The organism is Sediminicola sp. 1XM1-17, from assembly GCF_037203765.1.
Lineage (GTDB): Bacteria > Bacteroidota > Bacteroidia > Flavobacteriales > Flavobacteriaceae > Sediminicola.
Genome location: NZ_JBBCAS010000015.1, coordinates 1 through 13,774, shown reverse-complemented (window position 1 = coordinate 13,774; position 13,774 = coordinate 1). Strand labels below are relative to the sequence as shown.

The 13,774-nt window shown below is 37.4% G+C and carries 8 protein-coding genes; 3 read left to right on the top strand and 5 right to left on the bottom strand.

Translation table 11 applies throughout. The features are described from left to right. Positions 1–587: 587 nt before the first annotated feature. Complete coding sequence (locus WAA86_RS15270) at positions 588–836, bottom strand: hypothetical protein (protein WP_337301890.1); 249 nt, start codon at positions 834–836, stop codon at positions 588–590. A gap of 375 nt (positions 837–1,211) precedes the next feature. Here WAA86_RS15270 and WAA86_RS15265 point away from each other — a divergent pair, with 375 nt between their 5' ends. Then, on the top strand, positions 1,212–2,858 hold the full coding sequence (locus tag WAA86_RS15265; RefSeq protein ID WP_337301889.1) for a hypothetical protein: 1,647 nt from the start codon (positions 1,212–1,214) through the stop codon (positions 2,856–2,858). Positions 2,859–2,889: 31 nt separating this feature from the next. On the opposite strand, the gene WAA86_RS15260 is transcribed toward WAA86_RS15265, so the two are convergent. Beyond that, positions 2,890–6,012 (bottom strand): WD40/YVTN/BNR-like repeat-containing protein, encoded by a 3,123-nt coding sequence (locus WAA86_RS15260; protein WP_337301888.1) that lies wholly within the window; start codon positions 6,010–6,012, stop codon positions 2,890–2,892. Between the two features lie 253 nt (positions 6,013–6,265). Here WAA86_RS15260 and WAA86_RS15255 point away from each other — a divergent pair, with 253 nt between their 5' ends. Then, positions 6,266–7,225, top strand: coding sequence for a lipid A deacylase LpxR family protein (locus tag WAA86_RS15255; protein ID WP_337301891.1), 960 nt, complete (start codon positions 6,266–6,268; stop codon positions 7,223–7,225). Positions 7,226–7,668: 443 nt separating this feature from the next. Here the strand turns inward: WAA86_RS15255 and WAA86_RS15250 are convergent, their stop codons facing one another. From WAA86_RS15250 to WAA86_RS15240, 3 genes are all read right to left on the bottom strand, one after another. Beyond that, positions 7,669–11,301 (bottom strand): RICIN domain-containing protein, encoded by a 3,633-nt coding sequence (locus WAA86_RS15250; protein ID WP_337301887.1) that lies wholly within the window; start codon positions 11,299–11,301, stop codon positions 7,669–7,671. A gap of 62 nt (positions 11,302–11,363) precedes the next feature. After that, positions 11,364–12,293 carry an Lcl domain-containing protein gene (locus tag WAA86_RS15245; RefSeq protein WP_337301886.1) on the bottom strand — a complete coding sequence of 310 codons (930 nt, stop codon included), beginning with the start codon at positions 12,291–12,293 and terminating at the stop codon, positions 11,364–11,366. Positions 12,294–12,297: 4 nt separating this feature from the next. Continuing rightward, a complete protein-coding gene (locus WAA86_RS15240) occupies positions 12,298–12,774 on the bottom strand; it encodes a T9SS type A sorting domain-containing protein (protein ID WP_337301885.1) in 477 nt (158 codons plus the stop codon). Between the two features lie 265 nt (positions 12,775–13,039). On the opposite strand from WAA86_RS15240, the gene WAA86_RS15235 reads away from it, so the two are divergent. Then, on the top strand, positions 13,040–13,519 hold the full coding sequence (locus tag WAA86_RS15235) for a hypothetical protein (RefSeq protein WP_337301884.1): 480 nt from the start codon (positions 13,040–13,042) through the stop codon (positions 13,517–13,519). Positions 13,520–13,774 lie beyond the last annotated feature (255 nt).

Sequence of the window (13,774 nt, the reverse complement as noted above, 5' to 3'; positions counted from 1 at the left end):
TTTTCTTTGTAAAGCCACCCCCGAGGCCCTTTCCGCAGTGAAACGTAGGAAAGAATCCAGTCCTGCTCGAAACCTTGAAAACCAAAAAACAGAGCGCGGAGCGATCTTGGTTTTCCTTGTAAAGCCACCCCCATGGCCCTTTCCGTAGTGAAACGAAGGAAAGAATCCAGTTGCCCTAAACTTTAAGTAATGATCCTCAATCTGTATTGAGGAAAAAAATAGAACGGAAGCGATCTTGGTTTTCTTTGTAAAGCCACCCCCAAGGCCCTTTCCGCAGTGAAACGAAGGAAAGAATCCAGTCCTCTTCGAAACCTTGAAAACCAAAAAACAGAGCGCGGAGCGGTCATGGTTTTCTTTGTAAAGCCACCCCCAAGGCCCTTTCCGAAGTGAAACGAAGGAAAGAATCCAGTCCTGCCCGAAACCTTGGAATCCAAAAAACATTGCGCGGAGCGATCTTGGTTTTCTTGGATTAATCTGATTTCAATATTAAATTTTCACCAACATATATTTTGGCAATTCAAGAAGTATAAAAATAAAAAAACAGCTTTTTTCAAAGCTGTTTTTTGAGATCGGTTTTAATTAGCCAATTAGGCCGTTGCATTCTGTGGCGCCCAATGGGAGCACAACATATCAGGCGCAGCTTTTTGTGGATTGGCACAAGTTGGACCTTCGTATCGGGCACAGGTGGTGCAGTTGGGATCATTCTTTAAGGCGGCCTTCATTTCAAAGCTATCGCAGGTGTAGGCGTTATTTACTTTTACCTGATGTACCTTGCACATCATAGTAGCTGTCAAGTTTTCACAATTATTGCAGCTATTTCCTAAACGTATGGACATGTTTTCTAGATTTTAAAATTTTACATACCCTTAATTTAATACCATAAAGTTTTAGAAACAATATAAATTAGTGGTCTAAAGTATTTTATGCTTATACTCACTTCAAATATTGTGGAATTGGGGAGGAAATTTAAATTTCAATAGCATTGTTAAGACTAGGGCTTTTCATTCTAAAGCCTTTCTTGTCCTTTCCGCAATGAAACGGTAATTATTTGTTTTCTTCCTAGCGTTTATCCAAAACTGACACATACAATACCTTCTCATATGGATCATCTCCAACTGAACTTCCTTTGCAAGAAAGCACGAAAAAAGAAGAATCCTACCCCATTGTTTTATCCCGATATGCTATATTTAGGCTCAACAATCAGTACTACCATGAAAATTAATCCTCTCCCCAGAAAATCGATGTTTCTGTGTATCCTACTCCTGGGTATTTCAATCACTTCGGTTTTAGCACAGCATAAAAGTCAAGAGTATGCCAATTTAGTGGCACTCTTTAAAGAATGGAGAACTTTTGAAAATCCTCCCTTGCGCAACGGAGCACCGGATTACACGCAAGAAACATTTGAGAAAAGAGCACCTGCCTTTCAACTTCTACGTGATAGACTTCAAAATATTGATACAATCTCCTGGCCCATTCCACATCAAGTAGATTGGCATATAGTACATGCTGAAATGAACGGGTATGAATTTAACCAAGAAATACTGCGCCCCTGGGAAAGGGATCCCGCCTTTTATAAGTCGCTCTGGACCTACAGAAGTGATGTTCCTGCACACGAGGGACCTACCCACCATGGTATTACCGAACTTTGGACCTACCAATTTCCCTTGGATAAGGAGGGATCCAAAAAATTAATAACCGATTTAAAAGTTATTCCCGCACTAAATGAACAGGCAAAACTAAATTTAACGGGCAATGCCAAAGATCTTTGGGTGGCTGGTATTCGGGATATCAAAGATCAAAGTAAAAATCTAGGGTCAATCAAGGATTTCCCAGGAGTATCCAAGGATAAGAATCTTCTTACCGCAATTGACAATGCGATAGCATCTACCAATTCCTTGGTAAGTTGGCTTCAGACCGAAGCAAAGACCAAAACAGGGCCATCGGGCATAGGTAAAGAAGCGTACACTTGGTACCTGCAAAATGTCCATTTGGTTCCTTTGACATGGGAAGATGAAGAGATGCTTTTAAAACGGGAGCTTACCCGGGCCTGGGCCACCTTAAAGTTGGAAGAACACCGCAACAGAAAACTGCCACTACTATCTGATGCAGGTACGCCCGAAGAATATGATAATCGTGCAAAAGCTTCTGCCAAAAGCTTACTAAATTTTTTGGATGCAAATGAAATGGTCACTGTAAAAGACTATTTTGAGCCTGCCTTAAATGAACATCTTGGCGCATTTGTCCCCAAGGAGACACGCAACTTTTTTTGGATCACTGCACACTATGATCAACGCCCACTATATTCCCATTTTTACCATTGGTTTGAATTGGCTCGAATGGATACAGAGCCCCATAAAAGTGAAATTAGAAAGGGGCCATTGTTGTACAATATTTTTGATTCGAGAAATGAGGGGATGGCCACCGCCGTTGAAGAAATGTTTATGGATGCAGGTCTTTATGATGATCAACCCCGTTCCAGAGAAATTGTTTATATCATGATAGCCCAGCGTGCTGCCCGTGGTTTGGGATCACTTTATGCCCATGCCAATGAAATGACCATGGAAGAAGCAGGGGGAATACACTCCGAATACACCCCTCGCGGTTGGATGAAAACAGAAAAAGAACTATTACTTTTTGAGCAGCATCTTTATCTACGCCAACCGGGTTACGGAACCAGTTATATCACCGGTAAATACCTTATTGAAAACACCCTGGCCGAATACGCTAGAATGAAAGAATCAAAAAACGAACCTTTTGAAATGCGGGCGTTTTTTGACAATCTCAATTCCATTGGCAATATCCCTATTTCATTGGGGCGATGGGAACTGACCAATGTTAAAACATATATTACAGAATAGACCCGCATACATTGGAATAATATAAATTCCGTTATTCCTCTTCCCAAGAAAGGTTACTGTTCTTCAGTTCAGATTCAAATGACTGCCACTCGGTTTGCAGAAATTCATTTATGGTCTTTGAAAAATCATCAATGAGAACTGTAGCCTGCCTAAGTACTTCTTGGTTTTGTAAGGAAGGCTCCGTTGTTTGTGCAGCAGCAATGTTCAGGACTTCCTGAATTTTTGAATAGGGCGTCGTTTCAAAAGATTGCCACGCCCCTACTTGCCTATCTGGCTTTGGAGTCTGGCCCTTAGAACGAAGTGCAACTAATTGCCGCTCCATATTCTTTGTTAGCAAAAACATGGGATCATCCTTCTTGACCTGGGTATCATTTAGCTTTTTGATCATTTTTTCCACCCAAACCTTTTTCTGGTCAATATCCTTCAAATGCTTTGCCAAGATAGACACTTGGGCATCTGTTTCTTTTCGGAAATTATAAAGCGCTTCATCCACATTTGATGGGATATCAAATCTAGGATCTGGTATTACCTTTACACTTGTAGTGTCCTTATACCCATTATAATATAACACAATGGTATAATCTCCCGGCAGTACAGGTATATCCCTAGAATAATCATCTTTCCAAGCTCCTGGTAAAGAAGCAGAGGTTTCATCCAATTTCCAAACCATATAGTTCAATCCCTTAACCACCCCCTTTGTTTCCATGGTATTGATTCGTCTATTTTTGGAGTCATAAATTTCGGCCTTTACTTTAATATTTGTTTCTGGCTGTTCTGATACATAAAATGGGATCTCGGTTTTTTGAAACACTTTATTTTCACCTTCAAACGTGGTGTGGAAACCGGTCCAAATATTTCCTGGTGGATTTATAAACAATCCCTTTACTTGTACGGCATTGTTCATGGGCAGGGCTGTAATTCCCTTTTTCAAACGGTTTGCAGTAATCTCCCTTAAAGAAAGCAGATCATCCAATACCCATATGGCCCTACCAAAAGTCCCTACGATCAAGGCCGACTCCGGTTCCTGAATTTTCAGGTCCATAGTGGATACTGAAGGGAATCCGTTCTTAAATTGTTCCCACGTAATTCCTTCATCCATACTCATCCATAAACCATTTTCGGTCCCCAAAAAAACCAAATTGGGTTCTACAGGGTCCTGTATTACAGTAAGGGCGTATCCTTTTACTTTCTTATCGTCTACCATACGCATCCATGTTTTACCGTAATCCATGGTCTTAAAAAGATAAGGGGCATAATCTCCCTTCCGGTAATTGTTGACCACCATCCATGCGGCCCCCTTATTAAAACGAGATGCCTCTATTTGGGCTATCCAACCCTCTTTTGGCATTTCCTTCATCTTAGGAGTACAGTTCATCCAGGTTTTTCCTGCATCTGTGGTCATCTGCACCTGGCCATCATCTGTACCTACCCAGATGATGTTTTTATCCAAGGTACTTGGGGCTATGGTCAATATAGCATTATAGCGCTCGGCCCCAGAAACATCTAAGGTGAGTCCACCGTAATCTGCCTGTTGGTGTTTAGGGTTGTTCGTAGTCAAATCCGGTGAGATTATTTCCCATGATGCTCCCTTATCCTGTGTAAGATGTACAAATTGTGAACCGTAATAGGCCGAATTTGCATCAAATGGATCTCTAGCAAAGCCAGCATTCCAATTAAAACGTAGGCTTGTATTTACATCCGGTGCCGGGGGCTGAATACTAACATAATATCCGGTTAGTTTATCATACCTGTATAAATTACCATTTTGGGATGATCCATATCCATATCTCGAATTATCCAGATCCGGAGAAATATCAAATCCATCACCACCAACCAGATACTGCCAATATAAGGTACGGATGCCACCTCTTTTCCACGTGTATGCCGGTCCCGACCAGGCACCGTTGTCTTGCATCCCCCCGTATACATTGTATGGGACATCGTGATCTACCCCAACGTGGTAAAATTGTGCTACGGGAATCGTCTCTGGAAAATACCAGCTCTTGCCATGGTCATAGGTAATTCCCAAGCCCCCATCACCTCCAATAATAAAATGCTTTGCATCCATTGGATTTACCCAAAAGGCATGAAAATCTGCATGTATCCCTTTGGTCTCATCTGCAGGGATCATGGGAATGGTATCAAAAGTACTTCCCCCATCATAACTTACAGACAAAGGTTGATAAATATTGTACACCCTATCTGCATCTTCGGTGTCTACTGCCAATTCTTGAAAGTAAAATGGCCTATTATTGGCAAACTTTGGATTGTCGTTGATCATTTTCCAAGTCTCCCCACTATTATCACTGCGATAAATGGCATTTTTCTCGGCTTCAATTTTTGCATAGATCCTATGGGGTTCAGATGGGGCAATAGCAAAACCAATACGGCCTAAATCACCTGCGGGCAGGCCTTGGTTTTCTCCCTGTTTTTTCCAATTCTTTCCGCCATCGTTGGTTACATAAAGTCCAGATCCAGGTCCACCGGACGTAAAATAATAAGGTGTTCTTTTATGTTCGTAAAGGGCTGCGAACAGTTTTTTGTTGTTTGTGGGATCCATTACCAAATCGGCAATTCCCGATTGGTCATTTGAAAATAAATTCTTTTCCCAGTGCAAACCACCATCTGTGGTTTTATAGAGACCTCTATGTTCATTGGCGGTAAAAGGATCTCCCATGGCGCCTACATAAATAATATCGGCATCTACCGGATCAACAATAATTCTGTGAATGGCTTTTGTGTTTTCCAACCCCATTTGTTGCCATGTTTCTCCCCCATCCTCACTTTTATAGACACCCATCCCCAAATTCATGGAATTTCTAGGGTTGCCTTCTCCGGTACCTACCCAGACCACGTTAGGATTACTTTGCTGAATGGCCAATGCCCCTATGTTTTGTGTTGGCTGCTGATCAAAGACAGGCTTCCAAGCGCTACCACCGTTTTCTGATTTCCAAACACCACCCGAGGCCGCACCCACATACATGATTTTTGGATTGGCCGTAACCACATCAATTGCGGTAATACGGCCACTCATGTTTGCGGGACCCACATTGCGGATATTTAAGTTTCTTAAGACAGAAAAGTCGATTTTTTGAGCGGTAATGGTATTGTTGATACTTAAAACAAGTACAATAAGTAAGGTTTTAACTCTCATAAAGGATTTGATTGATTGCTATTTTCAAAAATACAGTATTTGACCCTATATGGTATCGAAATCTATTTTTTGCAAAAGCTATGTTCAAATAAATGCTATCGGAAAATATGCCGTTCCGGAACAAGTCGAATTCCTTGTAACATATTAAGGCTTTTTATTTAATGCATTATGGCCTAGTTCCAGGCGTTGCACGGACGACCAAGTATTTTTCAAACCTGCATGTCCTAAATTTATTATCTTCGGCACTTGCTAAATTGACCCTGCAACGGAGAACCAAGTTCACATACGGCTATTTTTCCTGTACCTGTTTTGGGGCACACACTTCTTCTATGGGCAATCCCCTACGATATCAAATTCAGCAACAAAGGAAATCAAGCACCAAATAGAACTGAGGCACGATAATGATTTTTTAACTTTTACGGACCGCTATTATTCTTCTGGCCTATTTTTAACGTACCGCCAACTTTTAAGAAAAGGTATTCTGCCTTCAGGTAAGGAACAACTCCAAATTACTGTTGGACAAGAAATATATACCCCTTCCGATATTAAATCACGCGATATAGCGGATTTGGACAGGCCCTATGTGGGCTTTCTAGGCATCCAAGCAGGATGGTCACATATAAAAAATTCCAGTCTATTGGAGACCGATCTGCTATTTGGTGTTGCCGGCCCGGCATCCGGAGCAAGTGGATTTCAAAAATGGTACCACCATACTTTTGTGGTGTCCGATCCCCCCGTGTGGGGCAATCAAATGGAGAATAGCGTTCATGCAAATATCTATACAAGCTATTTAAAAGAATGGAAATTGTCGCCCAACCCCTTTAGCGTACATATGTCCCTAAAACCACAAATTGCTTTTGGAACCAGGGATATTTATGTGCATCCGGAATTTATGGCAACTTTTGGAAGAAGGGATCCTTTATCCTCCAGCATGACACAAAACCGATTGGGAACCCTGGACAGGGAAATATTTTTTTCCCTTATGGCAGGCCACAGGTTTGTGCACCACAATGCTTTATTGGAAGGTAAAATATGGGGAGATGATTCTGTTTTAGTAGTGGAAGCAGATAGAAATGTTTGGTATTTTGGCTTTGATTTTAAGCACCGTTTTGGCAAAAATAATTATTGGGCCGGCTACCGGATCAATTCTCCCGAATCACAAAGAACCCAGGACCACAAATATATTATCCTCTCCTATGCCCGGAGCTTTTAACTATAATTCCAGTACTCGTAACCTAACATATTTTCCCCTTTTTAGTTTGATGTGCCTGTTGGCCTTAAATTTATTGTTTAATAAGTTCAAGGTAACGAAAACCAAAAGTTCTTGAAATCCAGCATTCAAATTTGGAAACTTAAGCGTTTGCCATCGCCGGTATAAAGAAAATAAGTGTTGTCAACAACCTATAAGGGCAAAAACGATTGAATTTCCTATTCAAAAAATCGAAAGGTTTTCTTAGCCTGTTGTAAGATCAAGATAAGGTCTGTGTCCGCCCATACAGAACACTTACTACATATACTGCTAGACCATATCACCTGACTTGAAAAATATCATTAAGTGTTATTTTTTAGAGCTGTTTGCCTGTGTATTTAATTTCTTTTTCGGCTTCTATTTTAATTCTAAAATATTGTTTTTTCTAGTTTGGTTGTTAATCCTTATTATTCAATAATTAACTTGTCTACAAAATCATCATTTATATATGGACTAGATACATCTGCTGAAAGCGCATCAATTTCATCGGTAATCAGTTTCAAGTTACCCTTAAGAGTATCAACAAAGTTTTGCCAAACGGCATCATCAGATATTTTAAGTGGTTTTGGTTTTTCCAAAGTTCTCGCTCCGGTTTCTAAATCGTAGCAAAACAATTCAGGGCCTCCAGTTATAGAGTATACCTGTAATTTCCCTCCATTAACTAATTCCTTTGAGTTTGCAAAATATAAAGTGGTTTCTAAACACTCATTATTATTTTCGGTTAAATCATTATAAATCTCATTAGCTATACTATTTACAGAGGATATTCCTGCTCCACTAGCAAGTTTAGTGACTCCATATTTACCCAAATATGCAATTGTTCCTGTAGCCCCTAATTTTGCTCCCTTGCGTACCCCTTCTCTTGTTGCGCCTATTAAACCAGATTTAAACGTTCCCGTAACAGCAGATTTAGCTATCCCCGTAGCGCCTCCAGAAGCAAGAGAAAATGATGTTTCAGCTACTGTTCCTAGAATACCTTTTAAAACATCTACATCATCAAATTCTTCTTCACCGTTCAAACTTAAGTAGGCATCAATATTAAAGGTGACAGGTAACTCACCTATTCTTCTAAAGAATATTTTACCCGGTTGAACCATTTCATAATATATAGGACCCAAAACGGGTTGGGAAAGCGTAACAAAAACAGGGTAATTTGTCTCATTTCTTATGATATATCCAGGCCCTGATACCAATTGGCTGTCAGTAGGTTCGTCTAATGGAACAGGTTGCTTTGGACAAGCTAAATTATTGTCCTTCATGTATTCAATAAAACGATTTGATGTAAATTTATTAAATTTATAATGAAACCTAATCTTTACATAGTCATCAGAAAATAATCCTGGGTTAGTAAAATCAATATCAATGAATTTTGTAAGACCTAAGTCCGTATCAAGTGGTATACTACTCACTGAAAATGTAAATAAATCAGAATCTCCAATGTAACCAGCGGTATCATCATAAGTGCCGTCCGCCATCATCTGGCCTAATTGCGCTAAACTAACCAAATTCTGAGATGGCACATCAGATTCATCTATTGAAGAATAAACACTTAAATTGGTGTCGTTAAAAGCAGAAAACACGTTCCAATTATTATCTGTTGGGACAATGGCTTGTCCTTTGCTTTTTTCGAATTCATTTGGCGGATTATATATTGGTGTTGCATTATTTATAAAATCATTCCAGCTTAAAGCAGACTTTATACTATTTCCTACAAAAGAATGTATACGTGCCAAATCCAGATCTTCCCCATCTAAAACTTCAATTTTCGTTAGTGTAGATACCAGTAAATATTCGTAATCTTTTATCAGTTTTTCAACTCTTGAGGCAGTTGGTGAGCGCTCTTTTGCGTAAAATCTAAGAGGTGTCTTAGCTTTATCATGATAATTTAAAAAATCAAGATAATAGTTATTATATATATATTCATATTGATTTACATACCATTGATATACTTCAGGGTGATTTTCGCCTTGAGCTCTTTTCCAAGCCCAATCCAACCATGCCCAAATAAGGTCTAATCTATAATTACCGTCTGGATATTCTATTAAGTATTGCTCAAAGGAGTTTGATATTTGGTCATAGGAGCTATTTATGTTAGTCAGGGATGTATACCTTCTAAATTTAGCTTTCTCTATATTGTTTCCTTCAAAAACATAAGTATTTCTACCTCCCGGAGGTGGGTTCATCACATCAAGGATATCTCCTTGGATTTCTAAAGGAAAGCTATTAATATAATTGGTATATGACTCTGCTGTATTTCTCATATAAGCATTTCTCCAAAGCGCCTCATCAAAGTAATTGGATCCAATACCTTCCATTGGAGGATATTTGTTGGCGAAATCCAAATAATCTGAAGCGTCATCTTTCAATTGGGCAATTTCCCAGTCAGCATACATAAACCAAGAAGTTTGTGATATGCCACGTAATACTAATTGATCTTTGAAATCATTATAAGCTTTTATGGTATTTGTTTGTTTAGCTTCAGCAAAAGCCAAATGGATATCAAAATGCTCTACTTTTTTAATAATCCAAGATTTTCCGTTTTGATCTGTAAAAATATTTTCACCATCTATTTTGAAGCTAAGCCGAGTTCCTTTCAGGTAATGGTAATTAAACGGATGAAGAATGAGCTCGTCTAAATCTAATAATTCCTTTCCATTCATTGAACTAATAGAATAAGAAAGAAATCCGCGCTCTTTGAATTTCCATAAGGTGCTGCCTAGAAGCGAATTATTCGATGTTGTTATTTCCCCATTTTTATTCCACTGAAGATAAGAATCAGGAGTATCTAAAGAGGCTATTGAAAAGTAATTCTCTGTATCCATTTCAATGGCTCCCCAGTCTACTAATGATGATGACCTACATTCTAATTTAATATCTCTTAAATGGTCGCTCAAGTCTTTTAGGTTTCCATTTTCATCAAAATTTTCTTTATCTAATATATGCCATTCATACTCAGGTGAATCTCCGGATCCTAATATAATTTCCCAATTAGATACTCCAGGAACATATATAGGAGTTCCGATATATTGACCTGTTCCTACATTCTTTATTTTATAATAAGGAATACATTCCAACGGCGTTGAGCGTTCAAGTTCCCATAATGAATTTTCATAGGAATATTTTGTTGGATTTCCACATTTTAACTCATTGTTATTAATGTACATCCAACCATGTAAACCATCAGTTTTTAAATTATGAAGTCTATAATAAACTTTATTACCATTATAAACTGGTTCAAAACTCCAGTCCCACCGCGTCCATCCATCATCATCACCACTTAAGGTCGTAGAGCTGTTCAAGGAATACCCTCCAAAACTTATATATTGCCTTTCCTCAAAAGGTGCAGGTTTCAAAAATAAGCTCCAAGACCCAGTACTACCAGGGACAGTATTTTCAATTTTACTTTTTATTATTTTTTTTATAATTCCAACCGGAGGCATATAATCATAATCGTAATCAAAATATTTGCGAATATTAAACATATATGACAGTTCAGAACTAGAAAAAGGTGTCTCCTCATAGTAACCAGCATCAGGCAACCCTTTGGTGGAAAGTAGTGTCTCTGAAGAGGTTTTTAATAGATGCAGGTACCTACCATTTATTTTGATTTTGTATACATTCATATTCCAATCGTATTCTAATTCAAAATAAGATCCTTTATCGTCTGGTGATGGTTGATGAAATGTATTTAATAATTGTTCCGATGTATTATTATTAACTACTAAATAGTGGTTGTGTTTTTCACATTTTATTCGATACATCCCATTAGTTTGCTTTTCGAAAAAAAAAGTTTGAGCTACTTCATCATTTGTCGGGTGCATTTTATTGCCAGGAGCATACATATCATAGGTACTGACTAGTTTTTTAACAGAATCACTTCCACATAAAAAAAATGAATTTTGCCAATAATCCTCAATTACATATCTACCATTAAAATCTAGAACTTTATCTTGAAATGATTGTGCTATAGTGATGTTTGAAACACCTAAAAAAAATAAAATAAATATTTTGATGGATATGTTTTGAATATCTTTTGCCATAAATAACTTAACTGCTTTAGTAGTTTTCAATTCAGAGTCTTCCCTTAATAATCAATTGAATTTTAAAAAGCTCTTATAGCCCTTACCTTGCACTGAGTGCTTTTAGTATTTGGATAACAAACACCTGCATAAAAATGGTAGTACCAAGCACTTTTCATGTCTAATTCCGTAGAACTCCAATATCTACTATAAGTTGGTGCAATGTTTTCTTGCAACAAACCATGAGTACTATTGTCATTATCGTTATCTAAAACTTTATCAATTATTACGTCTTGAGCTGCCAATAAATATAATTCTCTATTTGAAGGCAAATACCAATCTGTAAAATTACCAGCAGAGTAGGACAAACATAAATTGGCGGCGTCTTGCATCTGGCCAGCGGTAGATGCATTTTGGGTATTAGTCATGCCATTAGTCATGCTTTCGCAATTTTCAACATCTACAGTGTTTGTTCCCCATGAAGCACCATTGCCATTATCCAAATCATGCAAACTGGCAATTAATCCATTTTCTCCATTATTAAATAAGGCAAATACAATACCACCTCCGAAAAGTTCTCCAATATAATGCTTGTTAGATATGTTTTTTGCGAAATCCGCTGTTTTGGCATGTAAAGCATAAGGAGTGCTCATGATTTCACTTATTCCATTTATGGAATAATCGCTACCGCCATTTGGGTCGGTTTCCATTTTTATAAAGTATGACCCAATACCCCATTCAATATCTTTAAATAAGCCTTCTAAAACAACACCATTCCCAATTTCAAGAGTGACTAGACCATTACCATTAGTACTTGAGGACTGTGTTTCAATATACACAGGCAGACCATTAATATTATCTTTTAAAATTGAAATTTTGAATCCAATATTTTGATTAACAAGTAATTCCTGATTTTCATTCCTAATGACCGCTTGATAACTAATTTTTTCAGGTGTTTGGGCAAGTGCATTAACACTTATTAAGATAATAATTACGGTAAGTATATTTTTCATCGTACTATTTTTTTATGATTTTAAAAGTTGATAAATCTGTATAGTTTTCACTTACTTTAAGAAAATAAATACCGGAAGGCAGGCTATTCATAATTAGGGTTGTTTTCTCCTGTTTTATGTTATTTGTTAAAATAAATCTTCCTGTAATATCATAAAGTGAATAATTCAAATTTTTATCAGTAATGTTTTTCACATCCAGAACAATATTGTTGCTGGTGGGATTTGGATATGTTAAAATTGAAAAAGAAACTGGTATTGTTTCAGGTTCGCTTAAAATAAAAATTTCATAAACTTGCTGGACTCCTTGCGAAACCGTATGTACGGCTCCAGCATCGGTGTTATAAAAAACTTGACCAAACGAAAAGCTAGAACTCCCACCTTGACCTACATCGTTACCACCTGATGAAACAATAGAATTTTGAGCATTCACATCTGTCAAAAAAAAGGAAATTATAAGTAAAAGAGTATAAACTTTTAACATATTTAAAACTAGTAAGAGATAGAAATCGACTTAATAAATAAAAAAAAGCCTAAATATACTTTTTTTATATTAATGAGGTTAGAGATTCTTAATTTATCATGCAACCCTATTTGATTTATATCAAATCTCTACAACGGAATCATAGCCTAAACGTTGGCAACAAGTATCAGAGAAATTTAATTTGATGAAGAAAATTTCATTTCTAATAATTACAATTTTATTCGCAAGCTGCGCTATACAAAAAGTACCAAAACCTGAACAGGTAATGAAGTACTACAACGGTTTTAAAAAATCAGATTATAAGAAAATAAAAAATGTCCTATCTGATAGTTTAATAATCACAGAAGGTGATTACGTAATGGAATTTACACAAGAGAGTTATTATGAACATTTCAAATGGGATTCTATTTTCAGACCAGTTTACAAAATTGTAGAACTAACAAATCAAGGTGATCAAGTGAGTGCAACTGTATCAGTTAAATCTTTAAGATTTGAATTTCTAAATAATAACCCATTAACTTGTAAGCGTAATTTTCATTTTAAAAATGGAAAAATAAATAAAATTGAAAACCTAGATTGTATTGATGCCGACTGGGAAATATGGCAAAAACAAAGAGACTCCTTGGTCAACTGGGTAAAGCTTAATCGACCCGAATTAGATGGTTTCATAAATGATTTAAGTGAACAAGGAGCTCAGGATTATTTAGAAGCAATTAAAGCATATAAAGAACGAAAATCCGACTAGATACCAGTTGCCAACAACGGTTCATCGCCAATAAGCGGCACCGTTAGTAAGAAAATAATTAACTTGACCAACAATCCAATACTAAGCCGACAAATCCGCGTCCCCTACTCCGCCAACTGGCGATAACCGAAACCGTTAGCGCCAATGGTGACCCGTCCTGAAATATGTATACAAAAAATCAATTGTATATGTATAAAAATGATGGATATGTGAGACGTTACAGCGAAAGCTTTAAACTCAAAGTATTGGCAGAAC

Coding starts and splice junctions, on each gene's coding strand:
- WAA86_RS15270 (WP_337301890.1), bottom strand. CDS start 836: ATGTCCATACGTTTAGGAAATAGCTGCAATAATTGTGAAAACTTGACA.
- WAA86_RS15265 (WP_337301889.1), top strand. CDS start 1,212: ATGAAAATTAATCCTCTCCCCAGAAAATCGATGTTTCTGTGTATCCTA.
- WAA86_RS15260 (WP_337301888.1), bottom strand. CDS start 6,012: ATGAGAGTTAAAACCTTACTTATTGTACTTGTTTTAAGTATCAACAAT.
- WAA86_RS15250 (WP_337301887.1), bottom strand. CDS start 11,301: ATGGCAAAAGATATTCAAAACATATCCATCAAAATATTTATTTTATTT.
- WAA86_RS15245 (WP_337301886.1), bottom strand. CDS start 12,293: ATGAAAAATATACTTACCGTAATTATTATCTTAATAAGTGTTAATGCA.
- WAA86_RS15240 (WP_337301885.1), bottom strand. CDS start 12,774: ATGTTAAAAGTTTATACTCTTTTACTTATAATTTCCTTTTTTTTGACA.
- WAA86_RS15235 (WP_337301884.1), top strand. CDS start 13,040: ATGAAGTACTACAACGGTTTTAAAAAATCAGATTATAAGAAAATAAAA.